The following is a 23811-nucleotide window of genomic DNA, read 5'->3' as shown; positions in this document are numbered from 1 at the left end:
GCGTGTCGGCATCCAGGCCGTCCGCCGCCGCGAAGGCCCGACCGCGTGCTGCTGAACGCGCTCATCCTGATCACGACCCTGGTGCCGAGCGCCGAGGCCGGCGCGGACGCCCTCGCGCGCGCCCTTCCGCCCCGCGCGACGGTCGCCGCCCCGGCGGACAGCCGGCCCCCGCGCTTCGACCCCGCGACCCGCTCCGTGTCCAACTGGCACGCCCAGACCGGCGCGCAGCTGACGCCGCGGGCGCTGGCAATCACCGCCTCGCTGGCCGACGACCCGCCCTACGTCGCCCGCTGCGTGCGGCTCAACAATGGCTGGTGCATCAAGTCCGCCCGCTGGTCCGGCGAGATCGGCGCCGACGGGGAGGGCCACACCGCCTTCGCCACCCTCGACGACGGCGCCGACGCCGCCGCGAGCCTGCTGCGGCGCTACTACCGCGACTACGGCCGTCGCACGGCGCTGGCCATCGTGCGCCGCTGGGCGCCGGCCGAGTGCCGCGTCGGTGCCGCGCCCGCGCGGCCGGGCCGGGCGGCGGCGGCGCCGGTCGTCTCGGCGGCCCTCGCGCCCCGCGGCCTCGGGCGGACCCTGCGGGCGCGCTACCTCGCCGCGCACCGCCCCGGCGGCGCGCCGCGGGGCCGGGCGGCCCTGCGGGTTCAGCCCTGGTCGCCGCTCGCCCGGATGGCCGGCCGCCCGACCCGACGCCCGGTCGCCATCCCGCGGGTGGCGATGCTCCAGCCGGTTCCCGACATCGCCGCGGGCATCTCCGCCTCCACCGGCCGCCCGGCCGGGAGCGTCGCCGACCCGTCGGCGCTGCTCGACCGGAAGCCAAGTCGCGTCCCGAGTGCCGACCGGATGGTCGCAGAATCCGCGCTGCTGCCGGCGATCACGGCCGGCCTGCCGGTCCTCGACCTGCGTCTGCCGGCCCCGCTCTGCACCGGCGACGAGGTCCGGATCCAGGCCTACGCCAACCGGATCAGCGGCAGCGTCGGCCTTAAGCCCGGCGACGACCTCGACCTGTTCGGGCCGGACGGCGCGCCGCGCGCCAATCTGGCGCCCGTGATGCTGGCGATGTCGGCGGTGGAGCTCGGCACGCTGCGGGCCGGCCCGGACCTCGTCGCCGGGGCGATCGCCCGGCTGAAGCCGCCCACGCCCGCCGCCAGCACCGCGCCGCCCTAGGGGCGGCTTCCCGGGCGGCAAGCCTTGCGGTTCCGGCCCGCCCGCGCCACCTCTGCCCGGCCCGTTCCCCTTACCACGAGCCCGCCCGTGCCCCTGATCGACCTTGCCGCGCGCGCCGGCTCGGCCGTCAAAGCCTTCGCCGAAGCCTCGCACGACCTGCTGGTCCAGCCGACCCTGCGGCTGGGCGTGACCGGGCTCGCGCGCTCGGGCAAGACCGTGTTCACCACGGCGCTGATCCACCACTTCGTGGAGACCCACGCGCTGCCGGCCTTCGCGCCCGCCCAGGAGGGTCGCCTGCGCCGCGCCAAGCTGGTGCCGCAGCCCGACGACGACGTGCCGCGCTTCCCCTTCGAGGAGCATTTCGCGACGCTCACCGAGGCGCGGCGCTGGCCGCGCTCCACCGACCGGATCAGCCAGTTCCGCCTGGAGATCGCCTACGAGCGCGCCGCCGGCTGGCGCTCCGGCCCCGCGACCCTGATGCTCGACGTGGTCGACTACCCGGGCGAATGGCTCCTCGACCTCGCGCTGATCGAGACCAGCTACACGGCGTGGTCCCGGGCCACGATCGGCGGCACCCGCCGGCCCGGCCGCGCCGCCGTGGCGGCGTCCTGGCTGGAGGCGCTGAAGGGCTTCGACCCGAACGGCCCCCTCGACGAGGTCGCGGCCGAGCGGGCGAGCGACGCCTTCAAGACCTACCTCGCGGGCCTGCGCGCCGGCCCCGAAGCCGTGGCGACGACGCCCCCGGGCCGGTTCCTGATGCCGGGCGACCTCGCGGGTTCCCCGGCGCTGACCTTCGCGCCCCTCGACCGGCTCACCGAGACGATCGCCCCCGACAGCCTCGCCGGGCTGATGGAGCGGCGCTTCGAGGCCTACAAGGCCAAGGTCGTGACGCCGTTCTTCCGCGACCATTTCCAGCGGGTCGACCGGCAGATCGTGCTGGTGGACGTCCTGTCGGCGGTCGATGCCGGGCCGACCGCCCTGGCGGAGCTGGAGGAGGCGCTGGACGCGGTGCTGCTCAGCCTCAACATCGGCCGCAACACGGTGCTGTCGCGGCTGTTCGCGCCACGGGCCGACCGCGTGCTGTTCGCCGCCACCAAGGCCGACCATCTCCACCAGACGAGCCACGACCGGCTCGACGCGCTGCTGCGGCTGCTCGTGTCGCGGGCCATGCGGCGGACCGAGGCCGCGGGCGCCCGGGTGGGCACCGTGGCGCTGGCCTCCGTGCGCGCCACCCGCGAGACCACCGTCCACGACGGGTCGGAGACGCTGCGGGCGGTGGCCGGCACCCCGGAGGCCGGCGAGGTGGTGGGCGACGAGGTCTTCGACGGCAACAGCGAGGCCGCGATCTTCCCGGGCGAGCTGCCGGCCCGCGCCGAGGCGGTGCTGGAGGGCGCGGTCGAGCCGGGCTCGCTGCGCTTCCCGCGCTTCCGGCCGCCGCTGGTGCGCCCGGACGGGCTCGGCCGCGCGGGGCACCTGCCGCAGATCCGGCTCGACCGGGCGATGCAGTTCCTGATCGGCGACCGGCTGGCGTGACGATGTGTGCGATGCGGAGCCCGCGACCATGACCTCCGGCCAGAAACCCCGCGCCTTCCGGATCAGCCCCGAGCCGGTCGGCGAGCCGAGCGTGACCACGACGCCGCTCGGGCCCCGGCCGCCGCAGGCCAGGATCGTCGAGGAACCCTTCGAGATCCTCGACGCCGCCGACGGCGTCGCCGTGCCGGTGGCGCCGCGGCGGCGCTCGCCCTGGGGCGCCCTGTTCTTCTCGGCGGTGGGCGGCCTCGTCTCCCTGGGCGTCGGCCTGTCGGTCGAGCGGATGATCAGCGACCTGTTCCAGGCCGCCCCCTGGCTCGGCTGGGTCGCGCTCGCGCTGCTGGGCCTCGCCGCGCTGGCGCTGCTGGCGATCGTGGTGCGGGAACTCGCCGGCCTTCGGCGCGAGCGCAAGATCGAGCGGCTGCGCCATTCGGCGCTGGACGCCCTCGCCACCCGCGACCACACCGGCGCGCAGGCGGTTGTGCAGGCGCTCTCGACCTTCTACGCGGACCGCGACGCCCTGTCGGCGGGCCGCGCCCGGATCGACGCCGCCGCCGACGCGATCCTCGACGTCGACGACCGGATCGGCTTGGCCGAGCACGAGCTGCTGGCCGGCCTCGACCGGCAGGCGCGCAACGCCATCGCGACGACGGCCAAGCAGGTCTCGGCGGTGACGGCGCTCAGCCCGCGGGCGATCGTCGACGTGGCGTTCGTCGTGTTCGCGGCGGTGCGACTGCTGCGCCGGATCGCGGCGATCTACGGCGGCCGGCCGGGCTTCCTGGGCTTCCTGCGACTGGGGCGCGCGGCGCTCGCGCATCTCACGGTCACCGGCGGCATGGCGGTGGGCGAGAGCGTGATGCAGCAGGTTCTGGGGCTCGGGATCGCCGCCCGGGTCTCCGCCAAGCTGGGGGAGGGCGTGCTCAACGGGCTGATGACCGCCCGGTTCGGGCTCGCGGCGCTCAACGTCTGCCGGCCGCTGCCGTTCGTGCGGGAAGCCCCGCCGCGGCTCGCCGACGTCGCCGGCGAGCTGCTGCGCTCGGCCGAGGCCGAGCCGAAATAGGGGCGGGGCTACTTGGCGCCCGCGGCGGCGCGGCGGTTGGCGATGCGCGAGAACATGTTGCCGGTGTAGTCGGCGGTCTTCGGCTTCTCGGGCTCGCCGAGCTTGGCCTCGAAGGCCTCGATCCGCTTGAGCAGCGTCACGTCGTTGAACAGCGAGCTGTTGAAGTTGCTCTGGGCCCGGGGGCCGAGGGCGGTCTGCACCGCTTCGAGTCGTTCCAGAAGCTCTTTGCGCGTCACGGTGCTCTCCAGGGGCGGCTTCGGGACGAAGGACCGCCCGTGCCGCCACTGAAGAGGGCGGTGGTAAACAGCGCGTTAATACGACCCGTGCCGGTCCCATCCCGCCGAGCCACGAGGACGCCGATCGTCCTCGCGCGCCGCAGGGCTCGCAGGCTCAGAGCCCCTTCAGGAACCCGGCGAGCCGCATCAGCCCCTCGGGCCAGGGGCCGTGCCCGCTCGCCACGTTGAGGTGACCGGATTCGCCCGCGTCGACCGTGAGCGCCCCCCAGGCATGGGCGAAGTCGTCCGCCCGCTCGTAGCGGCAGTACGGGTCGGTACGGCTGGCGACCAGCAGGGACGGGAAGGGCAGGGGATCGCGCGGCACCGGCGCGAAGGCCCGGACCGCGTCGGGCAGGCCCGGCGCTTCCTCGACGTCCGGGAGCGCCACCAGGAGGGCGCCGCGCACCACCCCCGCGGGGAAGCGCGGCACCGCCTCGACGCACGCCACCACGCCGAGGCTGTGGGCGATCAGGATGACCGGCCGCGTCGCCGCCGCGACCGCCTCGGCGATGCGGCCGCACCACGCCTCCGGAGTCGGTTCGTGCCACTGGTCCTGCTCGACCACGCGCGCGGTGGCGAGGCGGCCCGCCCAGCGGGCCTGCCAATGGTCCTCCTCGGAGCCCCCGAGCCCCGGGACGATGAGGATGTCGCAGTCGGCGGTCTTCATACCGGGATGCCTAGTGCGGACCGACGGACGCGTCGAGACCGTCCCGTCATTCGGCCGCGATCGGCGCCGCTCCCTCGAGGGCCAGGATGTGTCGGGCGATCTGCACGGAGGCGCGGTTCTTCGCCTTGGCCTCGATCTCGAAATCCGCCCAGGCGAGGTGCCGGGCGACGAGGTCGTTCACCGCCCGGTTCCACATCATGTCGGAATGGGCCGCGAGGTCCCGGACCGCGTGGCCGGCCGCGCGCAGGGCCGGGAAGTCGGGCAGGGCGTCCGGATCGCAGGCGGAGGAGACCGCCTCGCGCGATACGCTGATATGGGCCACGGGCCGGACGCCGCGCCAGGATTCCTGCACCCGGGCGATCCGGGCATCGTCCGGCTCGAGATACTCCCCGCCGCTCTCGACCCAGTGGTGGTGCAGGTCGAGCACCACGGGCACGAGGTCGGCGAGCCGCAGCACCGCGTCGAGGCCGAACACGTTCTCGTCGTTCTCGACCGTCACGAGGTCGCGCGCCACCCGGCTCGCCCGGGGCAGGGTCTCGCGGAAGCCCTCGACCCCCGGGTCGCCCGCGCCGACATGGATGTTGATATGGGCGCCGTGCGGGTGCCAGCCGCCGCCGTAGCCCATCCGGTCGAAGATCTCGGCGTGGTAGTCGAGCTCGGACAGGCCGTTGGCGATCGCCGCCGGGTTGCGGCTCGCCAGCAGGCAGAACGGTCCCGGGTGGAAGCTCAGGCGCACCCCGAGCCGGCGGGCCAGCGCGCCGGCCTCGGCGAGGCCGCGCTCGACCAGCGCCGCCATCTCGGGCTCGGCGTAGAGCGGCTGCGCGATCGGGTGGGTGTAGCCCGGAAGGACGTTGCTCGCCATGCGCAGGAGACGCTCCAGCGGCGGCCGGGCCCCGACCCAGGCGATCTGGCGGGCGAGGGCGTCGAGGTTGTGGGCGACGAGCCCGGTGAGCTTCACCCGCCGGGCGGCCGGCTCCAGCTTCGTGAGATGGGCCATGGTCACGCTGGTGAGGTTCATGTGCAGCGTGGCCTCCCGCTCCGCCTTGAGGGTGGCATGGGTGCCGGGCGGCTCGTCCAGGACGAACTTGCAGCAGAATCCGAGTCGGGGCTGATCGCGCATAACGAGCACAACGCGCGGAGGGCCGCGGCGTCCCCGCGCGACGCGCGGAACGGCCGCGGCACGACGACGTTGGGAGTCCCGAGCGCGGCAGTTCCGCGCACTGGCCCCGATCCATGCCCCCGTCACCGTCGCGTTCGACCGGCCCCTCGGAGGGCGGCTCGATCCTCTGGATCCTGATGCTCGGTTCGGCGCTGGTCGCCCTCGCGGCGGCGCCGGCGCGGCGCCGCGTGCCGGCGGCTCTCCCCGCCGACGAGCCGCCGCTCGACCGCGATCCTTCCTGCGACGATCGGGGCCTGCGGAAGGGCGTCGCCGCGGGGGCGCGCTCGATCTCGGGGCGCGCCGCGCAGCTCACCGCCGCGACCCAGCCGGAGCGCGGCCGCGCCGCCGACAGCCCCGTCGAGATGACGCGGTCCGGCTGGAAGGACATCGTCGTCCGGGTCTACCTGGAGTTCAACAAGGACCGGGTCCTGGCGGTCGCCGCCGGGGTGACGTTCTACACGCTGCTGTCGCTGTTCCCCGCAATCGCCGCGCTGGTCTCCTGCTACGGCCTCTTCGCCGACGTGACCGTCATCAACGATCACCTCGCCCAGCTGCACGCGGTCCTTCCGTCCGGCGCGGTCGAGCTCATCGGCGACCAGGTCAAGCGCATCGCCGCCAAGGGCAGCGGCTCCCTCAGCATCACGTTCTTCTCCAGCCTGCTCCTGTCGATCTGGAGCGCCAACGCGGCCATGAAGGCGATGTTCGACGCGCTGAACGTGGTCTACGAGGAGGAGGAGAAGCGGAACTTCTTCTGGCTCAACCTCCGCTCGCTCACTTTCACGGTCGGCGCCCTGCTGTTCATCATCGTCGCGCTCAACGTGATCGTCGTCGTGCCGGTGATGTTGAACTTCCTGGGCCTCGGCTCGACCGCGTGGCTGCTCGCGGCCCTGCGCTGGCCGGCGATCCTGATCGTCCTGCTCGGCGGCCTGTCGGTGCTCTACCGGTTCGGGCCGAGCCGGGAGCACGCCCGCTGGCGCTGGGTCGGGTTCGGCAGCGTCGTCGCGGGCCTGCTCTGGCTCGCCGCCTCGCTCCTGTTCTCTTGGTACGTCGCCAATTTCGGCACCTACAACGAGACCTACGGGTCGCTCGGCGCCGTGATCGGCTTCATGACGTGGATCTGGATCTCCTCGACGATCGTGCTGCTCGGAGGCGAGATCAACGCGGAGCTGGAGCACCAGACCGCCCGCGACACCACAACGGGCGCGCCGCTGCCGATGGGCGCGCGCCGGGCGCGGATGGCCGACACCGTCGGCGCCGCCGCCTGAGCGCCGCGTCTCCGATCCCGGAGACGCCCTGCGGCATCCTCCGGGACTGCCGGATAGGGCGCGCGATCCCTATATAGCGTGGCGAGAAGGGAGATCGTCATGGCCGACACGCCGACCACCAGCCCGGAGACCCGCAGCGATTCCGAGTGGCGCTCGGCGCTGACACCGGAGCAGTACCGGGTCCTGCGCGAGCACGGCACGGAGCGGGCCGGCACGAGCTGTCTGCTCGCCGAGAAGCGGGCCGGGACTTTCACCTGCGCCGGCTGCGGTCAGCCGCTGTTCGAGCAGGGCACCAAGTTCGAGTCCGGAACGGGCTGGCCGAGCTTCTTCGAGCCCCTCGACGGCGCCGTCGAGACCACGGTGGACCGCAGCCACTGGATGGTCCGCACCGAAGTGCACTGCGCCCGCTGCAAGGGCCATCTGGGCCACGTCTTCGACGACGGCCCGGCGCCGACCGGCCTGCGCTACTGCATGAACGGCGCGGCGATGAATTTCGAGCCGGCTGAATGAATCGCGGGGGCCGCTAACCTGGGTTCGGAAACGCGGCGCGAAAGCCGGGATATCGGGGACAGGGACCGCCGGGGCCGGATCCTCGGCCGGATCCGGTCTTGATTTCGTCGCGTTTTTGCTTAGCGCTCTATAGTCTCAGGATGTCGCTGTCCGGTGATTGGCGACGGAAGTGGTCAGGCTCTGGCGAATACGGCGTGGCAGTCAGCTTATACGCCGTGCGGGCCGGCTCCACGTGCCCCCTTCCGTGCGACCCGGCGGCGCTGAGGGCTGTCCGCCGGATCGGCGCGCCGCCGACCAAGCGGGAGGGGTTTTGAGTTCATGAGCACCGTTCGCCGATTTCTGGTCGCACCATCCCTGGTCCGCCTGATCCGCAAGGAGCGGGGTGGCGCCCGCATCACCGAGGGTCACTTCGCGCCCCAGGGCGGCCGGGCCTCCTACGTGCGCGTCGACGGCCAGGTCTGCCAGTTGGTCCTGGTGAACAAGGGGCCGGACGGCGTCCCGGTCGAGGAGCGCACCGACGTCCCGCGCGCCCACGGCGACGCCCTGCTGGACGTGTGCCCCGGCAAGGCCGCCTACGACCGCACCACGCTGAATGCCGGCGGGCGCGAGATTGCCATCGACCGCTACGTCACCCCCGGCAGCCTGGACCTGATCAGCGTCACCTTCGACGATGACGGCGAGGCCGCCGGCTTCCACGCCCCGAGCTGGTTCGGCCGCGAGGTCAGCAGCGAGCCGGACTTCGAGCGGGCGGCCCTGGCCATCCAGGGCGTGCCGGCGGCCGAGGAGGTGGCGCTGAGCAACGCCGCGCTGGACGCGGTGCTGGACCTGATCGAGCCGCGCTTCGGCTTCGGCCGTTACGGTAGCAGCAGCAGTCGGAGCACCGAGTCCGACGAGGGTGCGATGGGTGCTATGCGCCGGGCCGCGGCTCCCGCGGCGCTGGCCGCCGCCGCGCCGGTCGTCGCCGCCCCGCCGCCGGCTCCCGAGCCCGCCGCGGCCGCCCCGCGCCCGCCCGAGCCGGCCCCGGAGCATCACCCCGAGCCCGAGCCGCAGCCGGAGCCCGCGCCGGAAGCGGCCGCACACGCCGCGCCGGCCGCCGAGACGCCCGCCCCGCAATCCGGTAGCGGCGACGCCCTGCACGGGGATGCCCGCATCGACGACGTCATCGAGAGCCTGTCGCAGGCCCTCGGCGCGGCGATCCACCAGCAGCCCGATCCCGCCGCCGAGAACAAGGACGGGAAGAGCGAGGATCCCGCCTCGATGTTCGAGCGCTGGACCGTCCGCCCCCGCCGGACCCAGCAGCAGACCTGACCCGCGTCGCAACGACGCGAGGCACGACCGGGCCGCAGCGCAGATCGCGCTGCGGCCCGTCTGTTTTCGCGGGTCCGCGGCTCTCGGATACGAGAGATCTTCGTCCGGGAATGACAGGTTTTTGTCACGGATGGTTCCGGGCGGATAAGCGTGCAGCCGTTGAGGCGCCGGGTGATAGTCGCTAGCGTGCCGGCAAATCGGGAGGGTGCGCGGTCGTCGCACGGGATGGACATGGCACAGGCAATCCAGGCGACGGCTCCCGCCGCAGCGCCCCGCGAGCCCTGGTACAAGGTGCTCTACATCCAGGTGCTGATCGCCATCGCGCTCGGCGTGCTGCTCGGCTGGTACGACCCGGCCACCGGCAAGTCGATGAAGTGGCTCGGCGACGCCTTCATCGGCCTGATCAAGATGATGATCGCGCCGATCATCTTCTGCACGATCGTCCACGGCATCGCGTCGATCGGCGACCTGAAGAAGGTCGGCCGCGTCGGCCTGAAGGCGCTGGTCTACTTCGAGGTGGTGTCCACCATCGCGCTGCTGATCGGCGTCATCGTCGGCGAGGTGATCCGGCCCGGCGCCGGCTTCAACGCCGATCCGTCGAAGCTCGACGCCAGCAAGGTCGCGACCTACGCCAGCAAGGCGGCCGCCGATTCCACCGTCGCCCACATCCTGGCGATCATCCCGAAGAGCTTCCTCGACCCCTTCGCCACCGGCGACCTGCTGCAGGTGCTGCTGATCTCGATCCTCACCGGCGTCGTTGTGACGAATCTCGGCGAGCGCGCGGCCTCGGTGAACCACGCGATCGACACCGCCGGCCAGATCTTCTTCCGGATCATCGGCATCGTCGTGAAGCTCGCCCCCGTCGGCGCCTTCGGCGCCATGGCGTTCACGATCGGCGAGTACGGCATCCAGAAGGTCTACGACCTCGCGTGGCTGGTCGGCACCTTCTACATCACGGCGATCCTGTTCGTGCTCGTGGTGCTCGGGACGATCGCCCGGGTCGCGGGCTTCTCGATCCTGCGCTTCCTCGCCTACATCAAGGACGAGCTGCTGATCGTGGTCGGCACGTCGTCCTCCGAGACGGTGCTGCCGCAGCTCATGACCAAGATGCGCCGCCTCGGCGCCTCGGACTCGGTCGTCGGCCTCGTGGTCCCGACCGGCTACTCGTTCAACCTCGACGGCACCAACATCTACATGACGCTGGCGACGCTGTTCCTGGCGCAGGCCGTGGGCGTGGACCTGTCGATCAGCCAGTACGCGACCATCATCCTGGTGGCGATGCTGACCTCGAAGGGCGCATCGGGCGTCACGGGTGCCGGCTTCATCACCCTGGCGGCGACGCTCTCGGCGATCCCCAACAGCCCGGTGCCGGTCGCCGCCATGACCCTGGTCCTCGGCATCGACAAGTTCATGTCCGAGTGCCGCGCGCTCACCAACCTCGTGGGCAACGGCGTCGCCTGCGTGGTGGTTAGCCGCTGGGAAGGCGAGCTCGACGTCGCCAAGCTCAACGAGGTGATGGCCCACCCGGTCGCCATCGGCACCCACATCGCCGACGAGTCGCCGCAGCCGATGGGCACCGACAGCAAGGTCGCCGCCGCCGAGTGATGGGATCGCCGACGGCGGAGAACGCGGGTCGCCCGCGTCTCGGGATCGATCTCGGCGGCACCAAGATCGCCGGGATCGTGCTCGGCCGGGACGGGTCGACCCTGGCCGAGGCGCGGATGCCCGCCCCGCGGGGCGCCTACCGGGCCACCGTCGAGGCCGTGGCCGACCTCGTCCTGCGCCTCGAGGCCGAGGCCGGCGCGCCCTGCAGCGTCGGCATCGGCATGCCCGGGAGCCTGTCCCCGGCGACGGGCCTCGTGCGCAACGCCAACTCGCACTGGCTCAACGGACACCCGTTCGCGGCCGATCTCGGCGCGCGCCTTGAGCGCCCGCTCCGGATCGAGAACGACGCCAACTGTCTGGCGGTGTCGGAGGCGATCGACGGCGCCGGCGCCGGGGCCCGCGTGGTCTGGGCGGTGATCCTGGGCACCGGCGTCGGGTCCGGCATCGCCCTCGACGGACGGGTGCTCACGGGCCGCAACGGCATCGCGGGCGAGTGGGGCCACGGCCCCCTGCCGGCGCCCCGCGACGACGAGCGGCCGGGCGCAGCCTGCTATTGCGGCCGCCGGGGCTGCGTCGAGACCTGGCTGTCCGGCCCCGGGCTGGCCGCCGACCACGCGCGGCGGCACGGCGGCAACCTCACCGCCGAGGCGGTCGTCGCCGAGGCCCGGGCCGGGAGTTCGGCCGCGCGGGAGACGCTCGCCGTCCACCTCGAGCGGCTCGGGCGCGCGGCCGCCCAGGTGGTGAACCTCCTCGACCCGGACGTGATCGTGATCGGCGGCGGCCTGTCCCGCATCCCGGAGCTGATCGCGGGCCTGCCGGCGGCGATCGCCCCCCACGTCTTCTCCGACGCCTTCGACACGCCCGTGCGAGCGAGCCTGCACGGCGACGCGTCGGGCGTGCGCGGGGCGGCGTGGCTGTGGGAGGCGGAGACCGTCTGAGACCCGTCCGCGGCCGGTCCGCGGCCCGGCCTTGGTCGATCGAACTGCCGAGCTCACAGAGACGTCGGTTGCGGGACCGGAGGGGGCAGGGCAGGACGGCAGCACCGCACCGCCGAAGCCCCGATGATCGTCCGCACCCGGCCCAACCTGCTGACCCTGCTGTTCACCCTGCGCGGCTCGATCGTGCCGCGGGTGGCGCCCAAGCTCGCGGGGATCGTCGCGGTCTCGTGCGCGGTGGTGTGGGCGGAATCGCGGTGGCCCGCGCTGTTCCCGGTCAGCGCGGGGGTGACGCCGTTCACCGTGGTCGGCCTCGCCCTCTCGATCTTCCTGAGCTTTCGCAACAACGCCTGCTACGAGCGCTGGTGGGAGGCCCGGAAGCACTGGGGCAACCTGATCGGCGAGGTGCGCAACCTCGCCCGCGCCCTCCCGGCCCTGCTGCCCGAGCGGGAGGCCGCGCTCCAGCTCCGGCGCCTGTCGGCCTTCGCGCACGGCCTCCACGCCCGGCTGCGCGACCTGGACGAGGCCGCCGCCGTCGACCGGACGAGCCCCGGATCGGACCTGTCCGGCCCGAACCCCACCGACTCGGTCCTGGCCGCCATCACCCGAGACCTCGCCGCGCTGACGCGCGCGGGCCGGCTCAGCGACATCCAGTTCGGCATCCTCGAGGCCCGGATCGAGGCGCTGTCGGGCGTGCACACCGCCTGCGAGCGGCTCGCCAACACGCCGCTGCCCTTCGCCTACACGTTGCTCGTGTACCGGACGGCGTGGCTCTACTGCCTGCTCCTGCCGGTGGGCCTCACCGGCTCGCTCGGCTGGGCGACCCCGGTCGTGGTGGCGCTCGTGGCCTACACGTTCTTCGGCCTGGACGCTCTTGGGGACGAGCTCGAGGAGCCGTTCGGCACCGAGCCCAATGACCTGCCCCTCGACGCCATGGTCCGCGCCGTGGACCGCATCGTCCACCACGCCCTCGGCGAGCCGATGCCCCAGGCGTTGGCGCCCGACGGGTACTGGCTGCGCTAGCGCCTACCCGTTCCAGGCGCGCAGCACCGGCTCGGTGCGGTCGTGCTCGTAGCCGAGCACCGAGACGCTCGCGGTGCCGAGGACGAGGAGCGCGCCGCACCGCGGCTCCAGGCCGATCCAGCGCGCGGCCAGCACCCGCAGAAAATGTGCGCTGGAGAAGACGATGAGGTCGGCGTCGCGGGCGCGGGCCCGGGCGATGACCCGGTCCGCCCGGGCACCGACATCCGCCGCCGTCTCGCCGCCGGGGCAGCCGTCGCGGAACAGCCGCCAGTCCGGCCGCTCGGCCAGGATCGCCTTCGTGGTCCGGCCCTCGTAGGCGCCGTAATCCCACTCGGCGAGATCCGGGTCGGTCGCGCGGCGGTCGCCGAAGCCCGCCAGCGCGCAGGTCGTGGCCGCCCGGCCCGACGGGCTCGACCACACCTCCGCGTAGGCGCGGCGCGCCAGGCGCGGTGCGAGGGCGCGCGCCGCGTCCTCACCCTCCGGCGTCAGGGGGATGTCGCTGCGCCCGGTATGCTGACCGGACCGGCTCCAGGCGGTCTCGCCGTGGCGGACCAGCGTGATCTGCGGGAACGGGCTCTCGGCCATGCGTGCCTCCCCGGGCACGCGGTCCGCGGCCCTGTCATCGATCCAGTCATCGACCCTGCCATCAACGCCGCCGCCGCGCTTCGGTCTCATCGGTTCGGCAATGCCGTCGGGAGCCGTCACGCGCCGTCTTGGACCCGATCAAGATCGTGCTTGCGCCCGCAAGAAAACGGACATAAACATATCTTTATGTCTATCGAACGCAGGCAAGAAGCGGGGTCGATCCCCTTTCCGGAAGCCCTGGGCGTCCTGCGTGCCGCCGCGGAGGAGACGCGCCTGCGCATCCTGGCGCTGCTCGTCGAGGGGGAACTGTCGGTGTCCGACCTCACCGACATCCTGGGTCAGTCGCAGCCGCGGATCTCCCGCCACCTCAAGCTCTTGGTGGAGGCCGGGCTGGTCGAGCGCCACCGCGAGGGGGCCTGGGCGTTCTTCCGGCTGTCCGACGCCCGCGCCGGCCTGGCGGACCCGCTTCTGTCCGGTCTCGACCGGACCGCGCCGCCCTTGTCGGAGGACCGCGCGCGCCTCGACGCCGTCCGGGCGCAGCGGGCGGATGCCGCCACGACCTTCTTCGCCCGGCTGGCCCCCAAATGGGACGAGCTGCGCTCGCTGCACGTGCCCGAGGCGATCGTGGAGGCCGCGGTGCTCGACGCCCTGGGCGACCGCCCGATCGGCAGCCTGATCGATCTCGGCACCGGCACCGGCCGGATGCTCGGCCTGCTGGCGCCCCGGGCCGGCCGCGCCACCGGGCTCGATTCGAGCCACGCCATGCTGTCCGTCGCCCGGGCCAACCTGGAGCGCCAGGGCTTGGCAAGAGTGGACCTGCGGCAGGGCGACATCCACGCGCCGCCCTTCGCGCGGGCGAGCTTCGACCTCGTCGTGGTCCATCAGGTGCTGCACTATCTCGACGACCCGGCCCGGGCGCTCCGCGGGGCCGCGCGGCTCGTGGCGCCGGGCGGCCGCCTGCTGGTGGTGGACTTCGCGCCGCACGAGCTGGAATTCCTCCGCACCGGGCAGGCCCATCGGCGCCTCGGCTTCTCCGCCGAGCAGGTCTCCGGCTGGCTCGCCGAGGCCGGCCTCGCGACGGTCGCCACCCGCGATCTGACGCCGCGCGAGTCGGGCCAGCTCACCGTCACCCTCTGGCTGGCCCAGGACGGACTGGCTCAGGACGGGCTGGCCGACACCGACACAGAACAGCCTCAGCGCGCCGTCGCCTGAGACACTGACCTCCGCAGACTTCGTCTGAACCGACCGACATAGAGGACGAGACCCCGATGCGCCGCTCCACCCACCGCGCCAGCCGCGACGGCTACCACCCGATCCGCGTCTCGATCGAGTTCTTCCCCCCGAAGACCGACGAGATGGAGAAGATCCTCTGGAACTCCATCGAGCGCCTCGCGCCGCTGCAGCCGAGCTTCGTCTCGGTGACCTACGGCGCCGGCGGCTCCACCCGCGAGCGCACCCACAACACGGTCGCCCGCATGGTCCGCGAGACCGGCCTCAAGCCCGCCGCCCACCTCACCTGCGTGGACGCCTCCCGCGACGAGATCGACGCGGTGGTCCAGTCCTACTGGGACGCGGGCGTGCGCCACATCGTGGCGCTGCGCGGCGACCCGGCCGAGGGTGTCGGCCACGCCTACCGGCCGCACCCGGAGGGCTACGCCTCGACCGCAGAGCTGGTGAAGGGGATCAAGCGGATCGGCGACTTCAAGGTCTCGGTCTCGGCCTATCCCGAGAAGCACCCCGAGGCGGCCTCCCTCGACGCCGACATCGACGCCCTGAAGGCCAAGGTCGATGCCGGGGCCGACCAGGCGATCACCCAGTTCTTCTTCGAGAACGAGATCTACCTGCGCTACCTGGACAAGGTCCGGGCCGCCGGGATCACGATCCCGATCATCCCAGGCATCCTGCCGGTGCAGAACTTCAAGCAGGCGGCGAACTTCGCCCGCCGCACCGGCGCCTCGGTGCCCTACTGGCTGGCCGCCCGGTTCGAGGGGCTGGAGGACGACGTCGAGACCCGCCGGCTCGTGGCCGGCGCGGTGGCGGCCGAGCAGGTGCTCGACCTCGTGGACGAGGGCGTCAACGACTTCCACTTCTACTCGATGAACCGCTCCGACTTGGTCTACGCGATCTGCCACCTGCTCGGCCTGCGCGCCCAGGCGCCGAAGCTGGCGGCCGCGAAGGCCGCGGCTTAAATTCAGGCGGCGCCCGGTTCGGGCGCAGCAGGGGGCACCGCCATGGCTGAGCCGCAGGATTTGATCGTTCCGCTCCTCCGGGAGATGAGAGCGGAGATGAAAGCAGGTTTCGAGCGCATCGACCGCAAGCTGGAAGTAGACGGTGTGCGCTTCGATAGGCTCGAGCGCCGCTTCGACAATTTGCGTGAAGCCGTGAACGGCGAATCGGTCCTCGGCCGCTACGCCGCCGCGGAGGTCGAGGAGCGGCTCGAAGCGATCGAGAAGCGGCTTGCCGCCCTGGAAAAGGCGGGCTGACCGCACGACCCAAAACACCGATCGAGCCCACCCTCCACCTCATCCTGAGGGGCCGCGCGAGCGGCCCCGAAGGAAGGCTCCAGGGAACACCGAGATATCTGGAGGCCTCCAAGGCCTCCGCTTCGCTCCGGCACCTCAGGACGAGGTGATCTGACAGGACGCACGATGACCGATTTTGCCCCCGTCGACGGCACCGAGATCGCGAAGGCCTTGCGCCACCGCGCCGCGGAGAAGATCCTCGTCCTCGACGGGGCGATGGGCACCGTCATCCAGCGCCTGAAGTTCTCGGAAGAGGACTTTCGCGGCGACCGGTTCAGGGATCACGGGCACGATCAGAAGGGCAACAACGACCTCCTGATCCTGACCCAGCCCGACGCGATCCGGCAGATCCACCTCGACTACTTCCTGGCCGGCGCCGACGTCTGCGAGACCAACACCTTCTCGGGCACCACCATCGCCCAGGCCGATTACGGCATGGAGTCGATCATCCACGAGCTGAACGCTCAAGGAGCGCGGCTCGCCCGCGAGGCCGCCAAGCTCGCCGAGGAGAAGGACGGCCGCCGCCGCTTCGTGGCCGGCGCCATCGGCCCGACGAACCGCACCCTGTCGATCTCGCCGGACGTGAACAACCCGGGCTTCCGGGCCGTGACCTTCGACCAGGTGAAGCAGGCCTACGTGGAGCAGGTCCGCGGCCTGATCGACGGCGGCGCCGAGCTGATCCTGATCGAGACCATCTTCGACACGCTCAACGCCAAGGCTGCGGTCGCGGCGGCGTGGCAGGTCTTCGACGAGACCGGCATCCGCCTGCCGATCCAGATCTCCGGCACGATCACGGATCTCTCGGGCCGCACCCTGTCGGGCCAGACCCCGGCGGCCTTCTGGCACTCCCTGCGCCATTCCGAGCCGCTGACCTTCGGCCTCAACTGCGCGCTCGGCGCCCGCGAGATGCGCGGCCACATCGCCGAGCTGTCGCGGATCTGCGACACGCTGGTCTGCGCCTATCCGAATGCCGGCTTGCCGAACGAGTTCGGCCTCTACGACGAGAGCCCGGAGGCCATGGGCAAGCTGGTCGGCGAGTTCGCCGAATCCGGCCTCGTCAACATGGTCGGCGGCTGCTGCGGCACCACCCCGGACCATATCCGCGCCATCGCGGAGGCCGTCGCCGGCAAGGCGCCGCGGCCGATCCCCGAGGTGCCGCGCCTGATGCGTCTGTCGGGCCTCGAGCCCTTCGTGCTCACGCCGGAAATCCCGTTCGTGAACGTGGGCGAGCGCACGAACGTCACCGGCTCGGCCAAGTTCCGCAAGCTCATCACCAACGGCGACTACGCGGCGGCGCTGGACGTCGCCCGCGATCAGGTGGCGGCCGGCGCCCAGGTGATCGACGTCAACATGGACGAGGGCCTGCTCGACTCGCAGAAGGCGATGGTCGAGTTCCTGAACCTCGTCGCCGCCGAGCCCGACATCGCCCGGGTGCCCGTGATGGTCGATTCCTCGAAGTTCGAGGTGATCGAGGCCGGCCTCAAGTGCATCCAGGGCAAGCCGATCGTGAACTCGATCTCCATGAAGGAGGGCGAGGAGAAGTTCATCGAAGCCGCCAAGATCTGCCGCTCCTACGGGGCCGCCGTGGTGGTGATGGCCTTCGACGAGCAGGGGCAGGCGGATTCCTACGAACGCAAGGTCGAGATCTGCACCAAGGCCTACCGGATCCTGACCGAGCAGGTCGGCTTCCCGCCCGAGGACATCATCTTCGATCCGAACATCTTTGCCGTCGCCACGGGTATCGAGGAACACAACCCGTACGGCGTGGCCTTCATCGAGGCGACCCGCACGATCCGCGAGACCCTGCCGCACGCCCACATCTCGGGCGGCGTCTCGAACCTCAGCTTCGCCTTCCGCGGCAACGAGCCGGTGCGCGAGGCCATGCACGCGGTGTTCCTGTTCCACTGCATCAAGGCCGGCATGGACATGGGCATCGTCAATGCCGGCCAGCTCGCCGTCTACGACGAGATCCCGGCGGAGCTGCGCGAGCTCTGCGAGGACGTCGTCCTCAACCGCCGCGAGGATTCGACCGAGCGCCTGCTGGAGGCCGCCGAGCGCTTCAAGACCGGCGCATCGGCCCAGGCCAAGACCGCCGACCTGACCTGGCGCGAGGCTCCGGTCGGGAAGCGGATCGAGCACGCGCTGGTCAACGGCATCACCGAGTACATCGTGGCCGACACCGAGGAGGCGCGGGCCTCAGCCGAGCGCCCGCTCCACGTCATCGAGGGCCCGCTGATGGCCGGCATGAACGTGGTCGGCGACCTGTTCGGCTCCGGCAAGATGTTCCTGCCGCAGGTGGTGAAGTCGGCCCGCGTGATGAAGCAGGCGGTCGCCTATCTCGAGCCGTTCATGGAGGAGGAGAAGCGCGCCAACGGCGGCGACGGCAAGCGCCAGGCCGCCGGCAAGGTGCTGATGGCGACCGTGAAGGGCGACGTCCACGACATCGGCAAGAACATCGTCGGCGTCGTGCTGGCCTGCAACAACTACGAGATCATCGATCTCGGGGTGATGGTGCCGGCCGCCAAGATCCTGGAGACCGCCAAGACCGAGAAGGTCGACATCGTCGGCCTGTCGGGCCTGATCACCCCGTCGCTGGACGAGATGGTCCACGTGGCCGGCGAGATGGAGCGCGAGGGCCTCGACGTGCCGCTGCTGATCGGCGGCGCCACCACCAGCCGCGTCCACACGGCGGTGAAGATCCACCCAGCCTACGCCAAGGGGCAGGCGGTCTACGTCACCGACGCGAGCCGCGCGGTCGGCGTGGTGTCGAGCCTGATCTCGAAGGAGACTCGTGGGCCGACGATCGAGAAGGTCCGGGCCGAGTACGCCAAGGTGGCGGACGCCCACAGGCGCTCGGAGGCCGACAAGCAGCGGCTGCCGCTCGCGAAGGCGCGGACCAACGCCTTCAGGATCGACTGGTCGGGCTACAAGCCGGCCAAGCCGACCTTCACCGGCACGAGGGTCTACGGCTCCTACGAGGTCGCCGACCTCGTGCCCTACATCGACTGGACGCCGTTCCTGCAGACCTACGAGTTCAAGGGCCGCTTCCCGGCGATCCTGGACGATCCCGAGCAGGGCCCGGCCGCCCGCGCCCTCTACGAGGACGCGCAGGCGATGCTGAAGCAGATCGTTGAGGAGCGCTGGTTCAACCCGAAGGCAGTGATCGGCTTCTGGCCGGCCAACAGCGTCGGTGACGACATCGCGCTCTACACCGGCGAGAGCCGGTCGGAGCGGCTCGCCACCTTCCACGGCCTGCGCCAGCAGCTCTCGAAGCGCGACGGGCGGTCGAACACCTGCCTGTCGGACTTCGTCGCCCCGGCCGAGACCGGCATCGCCGACTATGTCGGCGGCTTCGTGGTCACGGCGGGCCTGGAGGAAGTGCGGATCGCCGAGCGGTTCGAGCGGGCGAACGACGATTACCGGGCGATCCTCGTGAAGGCGCTCGCCGACCGCATCGCCGAGGCCTTCGCCGAGCGGATGCACGAGCGGGTGCGCAAGGAGTTCTGGGGCTACGCGTCCGACGAGGCCTACGGGCCCGAGGAACTCGTTCTGGAGAAGTACGACGGCATCCGCCCGGCCCCGGGCTATCCGGCCCAGCCCGACCACACCGAGAAGACCACCGTGTTCGACCTGCTGAAGGCGGAGAGCCGGATCGGCGTGAAGCTCACCGAGTCCTACGCGATGTGGCCGGGTTCCTCGGTATCGGGGATCTACATTGCCCACCCGGAGGCGCACTATTTCGGCGTCGCCAAGGTGGAGCGGGATCAGGTCGAGGATTACGCCGCCCGCAAGGGGATGGATGTCCGCGACGTCGAGCGCTGGCTCGGCCCGATCCTGAACTACGATCCGGCGCGGTACATGCCGCAGGCGGCGGAGTAGGGACGGGGCACCACCGTCATCGCGAGCGCAGCGAAGCGACCCAGGGCATCGCGACATCGGTCGGCGTGACGCCCCTGGATTGCTTCGCTCCGCAAGGACGGCAGGGCGGCGCGAGCCGCCCATCCAACCTCAGCAGGTCCCCGCACCCCGCGTGTTCACGTACAGTGAATAGACCGAGTGCGTGGACGTCATCAGCAGCAGGTTGCGGTTGAGTCCGCCGAAGCACAGGTTGGCGCAGCGCTCCGGCAAGCGGATCCGGCCGATCAGCTTGGCCTGAGGCGAGAGCACGATGACCCCGTCCTCCGCCTCGCTCATCCCCCAGCCGCACCAGAGATTGCCGTCGACGTCGACCTTAAAGCCGTCCGGCGTGCCGGTCCCGGCATCGTAGAAGACGCGGCCGTTCGCGGTCCTGGTGCCGTTCTCGACCACGTCGTAGACGCGGATCAGGCGGTTCGGCTTCGCCCGCGCCTCGATGAGGTAGAGCTTGGACTCGTCCGGCGAGAAGCAGAGCCCGTTCGGACCCGCCACGCCCTCGACCGCGACGCTGGCCTGTCCCGTCCTCGGATCGATCCGGTAGACGTTGCCGGGAAGCTCCGGCGCGGCCATCGACTCGTGCGGGTTCGGCCCGAAGGCCGGGTCGGTGAACCAGACCGCACCGTCGGAATGGCAGACCACGTCGTTCGGCGAGTTCAGCGGCTTGCCGTCGAACCGGTCCATCAGCGTGGTGATGCTGCCGTCGTGCTCGGTCCGGGTGACGCTGCGGGTCCTGTGCTGGCAGGTGACCAGCCGGCCCTGCCGGTCGCGGGTGTTGCCGTTGGCGTAGTTCGACGGCTTGCGGAACACCGAGAGCGCGCCGGACGCCTCCTCCCACTTCATGATCCGGTCGTTGACGACGTCGCTGAACAGCAGCGATCCCATGTCGCCGAACCAGACCGGCCCCTCGGCCCAGCGGAAGCCGGTGGCGACCCGCTCCACCGTTGCCGAGGCGAGCCGGTACTTGGCGAAGGCCGGGTCGAGGATCTCGACGGCCGGGTCCGGCACCCGCTGCGACGGCTCCCAGCCGGCCCCGACCGCCCGCGCGGCGCCGAGCAGGGCCGCTCCGGCGAGCAGGCCCCTGCGCGCGATCGTCACCATGTTACCTCCCTGTGGTTGGGCCCGCCGCCTGTTGCCGACGGCTCGGGCCGGTCAGTGGATCTCGGGTTCCGGGATCCCCCCGGCGCCCTCCAGAAAGTCGAAATCGCAGCCCTCGTTGGCCTGCCGCACGTGCTGGGCGAACAGCCGGTTGTAGCCCCGCGGATAAGACCGGTCCGGCGGCCGGAACGCCTTCACCCGCGCCGCGATCTCGGCGTCGTCGAGGTGCAGGTGGATCCGGCGCCCGGGCACGTCCACGGAGATGAGGTCGCCGTCGCGCACGGCCGCGAGCGGACCGCCCGCTGCCGATTCCGGCGCCACGTGCAGGATGCAGGCGCCGTAGCTCGTGCCGCTCATCCGCGCGTCCGAGATGCGGACCATGTCGCGCACGCCCTGCCGGAGCAGCACCTTGGGGATCGGCAGCATGCCCCATTCCGGCATGCCGGGGCCGCCGATCGGGCCGGCATTGCGCAGGATCATCACGTGGTCGGGCGTGACGTCGAGGTCGAGGTCGTTCACCGCCGCGCTCATCGCGTCGTAGCTGTCGAAGACCAGCGCGGGACCGGTGTGCTGCAGCAGCCGCGGGTCGGCGGCCGGCGGCTTGATCACGCAGCCGTCGGGAGCGAGGTTGCCGTACAGGATCGCGGTCCCGCCCATGGCGACGATCGGCCGGTCGAGCGGCCGGATCACGTCGTCGTTGAACACCCGCATGCCGGCCACCCCGTCGCCGATCGTGCCGCCGGTGACCGAGCGGGCGTCGAGGTGGAGGAGGGGGGACAGGCGCGCCATCAGGGCGCGGATGCCGCCCGCGATGTGGAAATCCTCCATGAGCCACTGACCCGAGGGCCGGAGGTTGGCGATGACCGGCACCTTCTGGGCGAACTCGTCGAACTCGGTGAGCTTGACCGGGATACCGGCCCGACCGGCCATGGCCACGAGGTGGATCATCGCGTTGGTGGAGCCGGCGAGCGCGTTGTGGACCACCAGCGCGTTGTCGACCGAGCGGCGGTCGAGGATGTCGGACGGCTTCAGGTCTTCCCAGATCATCTCGACGATGCGCCGGCCACAGGCGCCGGCCATGCGCGGATGGTCGGCGTCGGCCGCCGGGATCGAGGCCGAACCGGGCAGCGATAAACCCAGGGCCTCGGTGATCGCCGTCATGGTGGAGGCCGTGCCCATGGTCATGCAGGTTCCGGCGGAGCGGGCGATGCCCGCCTCCATGTCGTTCCATTCCTGCGTGGTGATGTTCCCGGCCTCCTTCTCGGCCCAGTACTTCCAGACATCCGAGCCCGAGCCCAGGATCGTCCCGCCGAAATGGCCGCGCATCATCGGTCCCGCCGGCAGGAACACCATCGGCAGGTCCATGGAGATCCCGCCCATCACCGTGCCGGGTGTGGTCTTGTCGCAGCCGCCCATCAGCACCGCGCCGTCCACGGGGTGCTGGCGCAGCAGTTCTTCCACCTCCATGGCCAGGAGGTTGCGGTAGAGCATCGTGGTCGGCTTGACGAAGTTCTCCGACAGCGACAGCGCCGGCAGCTCGATCGGGAAGCCGCCCGCCTGCCAGACGCCGCGCTTCACGTGCTCGACGCGCTCGCGGAAATGCTGGTGGCAGGGGTTGATGTCGCTCCAGGTGTTGATGATGCCGACGATCGGCTTGCCGGTGAAATCCGCCCGCTCGTAGCCCATCTGCAGCATGCGGGAGCGGTGGCCGAAGCTGCGCAGGTCGGTGGCGCCGAACCAGCGCTGGCTGCGCAGATCCTCCAGGGTCTTCTTGCGCGCGGTCATCGCTCTGTCTCCGGTCTCACGCGTTCGACCCGGCCGGGCGGCCCGCGACGAGCGTGATCGCCGCGGCGGCGAGCGCGCAAGCCGCCAGGAAATAGAGGCCGGCCTCGTAGGTCCCGGTATAATCCTTCAGCCAGCCCAGGACGTAGGGGCCGACGAAGCCGCCGAGATTGCCGATCGCGTTGATCAGCGCGATCCCCCCGGCGGCCGCGGGCCCGGCCAGGAACTCCCCCGGCATCGCCCAGAAGGCGGGCTTGCTCCCGTAGAGCCCGATCGTGGCCACCGACATCGCCGCGAGCGCCCAGAGGCTGCCGAGCATGGGGCCGGAGACGACGAGGCCGAGGGCGGCGACCAGCGCGGCGATCGCGAAGTGCCAGCGGCGCTCGTCGCGCCGGTCCGACGACCAGCTCCAGGCGATCATGCCCAGGGTCCCGACGCCGTAGGGCACCGCCGTCGCGACCCCCGTCTCCCAGTCGGTGAGGTGCAGGCTCTTCAGGATCGGCGGCAGGAAGAAGGTGATGCCGTAGGTGGCGGTACCGATGCTGAAGTACATCGCGCCCAGCGCGAGCACGCGCCGGTCGGTCAGGACCTGCCCCAGGGTGAAGGGCCCGTGGGCCCGGACCGTGCCGTCCCGCTCCGCCGCGATCGCGGTCCCGAGCCACAACCGCTCCTCGGACGTGAGCCACGCGGCCTGTTCGGGCCGGTCGGTCATCAGCGCCAGGACCGCGAAGGCCAGCAGGATCGAGGGCGCCGCCTCGAGGAGGAACAGCCACTGCCAGCCGTGCAGGCCGAGCGCCCCGTCGAGCTGGAGCAGCGCCCCCGAGATCACCGCCGTGAGGGCGTTCGAGCCCGGGACCGCGAGGAACAGCGCGGCGACCACGCGCGCCCGGTACCGCTTCGGGAACCAGTAGGTGAAGTACAGGATCACGCCGGGGAAGAAGCCGGCCTCGGCCACGCCCAGCAGGAAGCGCAGGGCGAGGAAGCTCGTCGGGCCGGTGATGAGCGCCATGCTGCCCGCCACCAGCCCCCAGGTGACCATGATCCGGGCGATCCAGAGCCGCGCCCCGGCGCGCTCCAGGAGGACGTTGCTCGGCACTTCGAAGATGACGTAGCCGAGGAAGAAGATGCCGGCCGCCCAGCCGTAGACCGTGGCGGAGAACCCGAATTCCCGGCTCAGCCCGAACGCCGCGAAGCCGACGTTGGTCCGGTCCATGTAGGCGACGAAGTAGATGAGGACGATCAGCGGCAGCAGACGCCGCGACACCTTGGCGACCGTCCGCCGCTCGATCTCCGGCGCCGCATCGCCCCCGCGCAACCCCGCCGCCATGGCGTCCCCCCGAGCCGAATCCGACGCGTCCCGGCCCTTTGCCGATCGCGGGCCGGGCCGGAGCGGGCCGGTGCG

Annotated in this window: 20 protein-coding genes; 13 read left to right on the top strand and 7 right to left on the bottom strand. The window is 71.7% G+C overall.

Going from position 1 to position 23811, the window contains the following annotated elements; translation table 11 throughout:
* Positions 1 to 45 precede the first annotated feature (45 nt).
* The 3 genes from BM419_RS20370 (at position 46) to BM419_RS20360 (ending at position 3763) form a co-directional block, all read left to right on the top strand.
* Positions 46 to 1173 carry a hypothetical protein gene (locus BM419_RS20370; RefSeq protein WP_091927535.1) on the top strand — a complete coding sequence of 376 codons (1128 nt, stop codon included), beginning with the start codon at positions 46 to 48 and terminating at the stop codon, positions 1171 to 1173.
* Positions 1174 to 1260: 87 nt separating this feature from the next.
* Entirely contained in the window at positions 1261 to 2706 is a 1446-nt protein-coding gene (locus tag BM419_RS20365) for a YcjX family GTP-binding protein (RefSeq protein ID WP_091927534.1), read from the top strand.
* Positions 2707 to 2734: 28 nt separating this feature from the next.
* On the top strand, positions 2735 to 3763 hold the full coding sequence (locus BM419_RS20360) for a YcjF family protein (RefSeq protein ID WP_091927533.1): 1029 nt from the start codon (positions 2735 to 2737) through the stop codon (positions 3761 to 3763).
* An 8-nt stretch (positions 3764 to 3771) separates the two neighbouring features.
* Here the strand turns inward: BM419_RS20360 and BM419_RS20355 are convergent, their stop codons facing one another.
* The 3 genes from BM419_RS20355 to BM419_RS20345 all read right to left on the bottom strand — a co-directional run bounded on the left by BM419_RS20355 (position 3772) and on the right by BM419_RS20345 (position 5825).
* A complete protein-coding gene (locus BM419_RS20355) occupies positions 3772 to 3999 on the bottom strand; it encodes a hypothetical protein (RefSeq protein ID WP_012319110.1) in 228 nt (75 codons plus the stop codon).
* Positions 4000 to 4153: 154 nt separating this feature from the next.
* The gene (locus BM419_RS20350; RefSeq protein ID WP_091927532.1) at positions 4154 to 4705 is read right to left on the bottom strand and encodes an RBBP9/YdeN family alpha/beta hydrolase; all 552 of its coding nucleotides are present in this window, start codon (positions 4703 to 4705) and stop codon (positions 4154 to 4156) included.
* Between the two features lie 46 nt (positions 4706 to 4751).
* Complete coding sequence (locus BM419_RS20345) at positions 4752 to 5825, bottom strand: apurinic/apyrimidinic endonuclease family protein (protein WP_091927531.1); 1074 nt, start codon at positions 5823 to 5825, stop codon at positions 4752 to 4754.
* Between the two features lie 113 nt (positions 5826 to 5938).
* On the opposite strand from BM419_RS20345, the gene BM419_RS20340 reads away from it, so the two are divergent.
* The 6 genes from BM419_RS20340 to BM419_RS20315 all read left to right on the top strand — a co-directional run bounded on the left by BM419_RS20340 (position 5939) and on the right by BM419_RS20315 (position 12510).
* On the top strand, positions 5939 to 7129 hold the full coding sequence (locus tag BM419_RS20340; protein WP_091680380.1) for a YihY/virulence factor BrkB family protein: 1191 nt from the start codon (positions 5939 to 5941) through the stop codon (positions 7127 to 7129).
* A 99-nt stretch (positions 7130 to 7228) separates the two neighbouring features.
* A complete protein-coding gene (gene msrB / locus BM419_RS20335; RefSeq protein ID WP_091927530.1) occupies positions 7229 to 7639 on the top strand; it encodes a peptide-methionine (R)-S-oxide reductase MsrB in 411 nt (136 codons plus the stop codon).
* Between the two features lie 318 nt (positions 7640 to 7957).
* The gene (locus BM419_RS20330; protein WP_091927529.1) at positions 7958 to 8947 is read left to right on the top strand and encodes a hypothetical protein; all 990 of its coding nucleotides are present in this window, start codon (positions 7958 to 7960) and stop codon (positions 8945 to 8947) included.
* 231 nt (positions 8948 to 9178) lie between these two features.
* Entirely contained in the window at positions 9179 to 10552 is a 1374-nt protein-coding gene (locus BM419_RS20325; RefSeq protein WP_026605282.1) for a dicarboxylate/amino acid:cation symporter, read from the top strand.
* On the top strand, positions 10552 to 11490 hold the full coding sequence (locus BM419_RS20320) for an ROK family protein (protein ID WP_091927528.1): 939 nt from the start codon (positions 10552 to 10554) through the stop codon (positions 11488 to 11490). Before BM419_RS20325 ends, BM419_RS20320 begins: the two co-directional genes overlap by 1 nt.
* A gap of 123 nt (positions 11491 to 11613) precedes the next feature.
* The gene (locus tag BM419_RS20315; RefSeq protein WP_091927527.1) at positions 11614 to 12510 is read left to right on the top strand and encodes a bestrophin family protein; all 897 of its coding nucleotides are present in this window, start codon (positions 11614 to 11616) and stop codon (positions 12508 to 12510) included.
* Positions 12511 to 12513: 3 nt separating this feature from the next.
* On the opposite strand, the gene BM419_RS20310 is transcribed toward BM419_RS20315, so the two are convergent.
* Positions 12514 to 13095 (bottom strand): histidine phosphatase family protein, encoded by a 582-nt coding sequence (locus tag BM419_RS20310; protein ID WP_091927526.1) that lies wholly within the window; start codon positions 13093 to 13095, stop codon positions 12514 to 12516.
* Between the two features lie 186 nt (positions 13096 to 13281).
* Here BM419_RS20310 and BM419_RS20305 point away from each other — a divergent pair, with 186 nt between their 5' ends.
* From BM419_RS20305 to metH, 4 genes are all read left to right on the top strand, one after another.
* The gene (locus tag BM419_RS20305) at positions 13282 to 14307 is read left to right on the top strand and encodes an ArsR/SmtB family transcription factor (RefSeq protein ID WP_020095369.1); all 1026 of its coding nucleotides are present in this window, start codon (positions 13282 to 13284) and stop codon (positions 14305 to 14307) included.
* 56 nt (positions 14308 to 14363) lie between these two features.
* The gene (gene metF / locus BM419_RS20300) at positions 14364 to 15284 is read left to right on the top strand and encodes a methylenetetrahydrofolate reductase [NAD(P)H] (RefSeq protein WP_020095368.1); all 921 of its coding nucleotides are present in this window, start codon (positions 14364 to 14366) and stop codon (positions 15282 to 15284) included.
* A 42-nt stretch (positions 15285 to 15326) separates the two neighbouring features.
* A complete protein-coding gene (locus BM419_RS20295; RefSeq protein WP_091927525.1) occupies positions 15327 to 15578 on the top strand; it encodes a hypothetical protein in 252 nt (83 codons plus the stop codon).
* 165 nt (positions 15579 to 15743) lie between these two features.
* The gene (gene metH, locus BM419_RS20290; RefSeq protein ID WP_091927524.1) at positions 15744 to 19496 is read left to right on the top strand and encodes a methionine synthase; all 3753 of its coding nucleotides are present in this window, start codon (positions 15744 to 15746) and stop codon (positions 19494 to 19496) included.
* Between the two features lie 129 nt (positions 19497 to 19625).
* Here metH and BM419_RS20285 read toward each other — a convergent pair whose 3' ends face one another.
* The 3 genes from BM419_RS20285 to BM419_RS20275 are packed head-to-tail and all read right to left on the bottom strand — an operon-like array spanning position 19626 to position 23736.
* Positions 19626 to 20630 (bottom strand): SMP-30/gluconolactonase/LRE family protein, encoded by a 1005-nt coding sequence (locus tag BM419_RS20285; protein WP_091927523.1) that lies wholly within the window; start codon positions 20628 to 20630, stop codon positions 19626 to 19628.
* A gap of 51 nt (positions 20631 to 20681) precedes the next feature.
* Positions 20682 to 22412 (bottom strand): L-arabinonate dehydratase, encoded by a 1731-nt coding sequence (gene araD, locus BM419_RS20280; protein ID WP_091927522.1) that lies wholly within the window; start codon positions 22410 to 22412, stop codon positions 20682 to 20684.
* A 16-nt stretch (positions 22413 to 22428) separates the two neighbouring features.
* Positions 22429 to 23736, bottom strand: a complete 1308-nt coding sequence (locus BM419_RS20275; protein WP_091927521.1) for an MFS transporter — start codon at positions 23734 to 23736, stop codon at positions 22429 to 22431.
* Positions 23737 to 23811 lie beyond the last annotated feature (75 nt).

This window comes from Methylobacterium sp. yr668 (assembly GCF_900116245.1).
Lineage (GTDB): Bacteria > Pseudomonadota > Alphaproteobacteria > Rhizobiales > Beijerinckiaceae > Methylobacterium.
This window is presented reverse-complemented; position numbering and strand designations above follow the sequence as displayed.

Coding starts and splice junctions, on each gene's coding strand:
- BM419_RS20320 (WP_091927528.1), top strand. CDS start 10,552: ATGGGATCGCCGACGGCGGAGAACGCGGGTCGCCCGCGTCTCGGGATC.
- BM419_RS20305 (WP_020095369.1), top strand. CDS start 13,282: ATGTCTATCGAACGCAGGCAAGAAGCGGGGTCGATCCCCTTTCCGGAA.
- BM419_RS20285 (WP_091927523.1), bottom strand. CDS start 20,630: ATGGTGACGATCGCGCGCAGGGGCCTGCTCGCCGGAGCGGCCCTGCTC.
- metF (WP_020095368.1), top strand. CDS start 14,364: ATGCGCCGCTCCACCCACCGCGCCAGCCGCGACGGCTACCACCCGATC.
- BM419_RS20360 (WP_091927533.1), top strand. CDS start 2,735: ATGACCTCCGGCCAGAAACCCCGCGCCTTCCGGATCAGCCCCGAGCCG.
- araD (WP_091927522.1), bottom strand. CDS start 22,412: ATGACCGCGCGCAAGAAGACCCTGGAGGATCTGCGCAGCCAGCGCTGG.
- BM419_RS20330 (WP_091927529.1), top strand. CDS start 7,958: ATGAGCACCGTTCGCCGATTTCTGGTCGCACCATCCCTGGTCCGCCTG.
- BM419_RS20275 (WP_091927521.1), bottom strand. CDS start 23,736: ATGGCGGCGGGGTTGCGCGGGGGCGATGCGGCGCCGGAGATCGAGCGG.
- msrB (WP_091927530.1), top strand. CDS start 7,229: ATGGCCGACACGCCGACCACCAGCCCGGAGACCCGCAGCGATTCCGAG.
- metH (WP_091927524.1), top strand. CDS start 15,744: ATGACCGATTTTGCCCCCGTCGACGGCACCGAGATCGCGAAGGCCTTG.
- BM419_RS20315 (WP_091927527.1), top strand. CDS start 11,614: ATGATCGTCCGCACCCGGCCCAACCTGCTGACCCTGCTGTTCACCCTG.
- BM419_RS20310 (WP_091927526.1), bottom strand. CDS start 13,095: ATGGCCGAGAGCCCGTTCCCGCAGATCACGCTGGTCCGCCACGGCGAG.
- BM419_RS20345 (WP_091927531.1), bottom strand. CDS start 5,825: ATGCGCGATCAGCCCCGACTCGGATTCTGCTGCAAGTTCGTCCTGGAC.
- BM419_RS20295 (WP_091927525.1), top strand. CDS start 15,327: ATGGCTGAGCCGCAGGATTTGATCGTTCCGCTCCTCCGGGAGATGAGA.
- BM419_RS20340 (WP_091680380.1), top strand. CDS start 5,939: ATGCCCCCGTCACCGTCGCGTTCGACCGGCCCCTCGGAGGGCGGCTCG.
- BM419_RS20350 (WP_091927532.1), bottom strand. CDS start 4,705: ATGAAGACCGCCGACTGCGACATCCTCATCGTCCCGGGGCTCGGGGGC.
- BM419_RS20325 (WP_026605282.1), top strand. CDS start 9,179: ATGGCACAGGCAATCCAGGCGACGGCTCCCGCCGCAGCGCCCCGCGAG.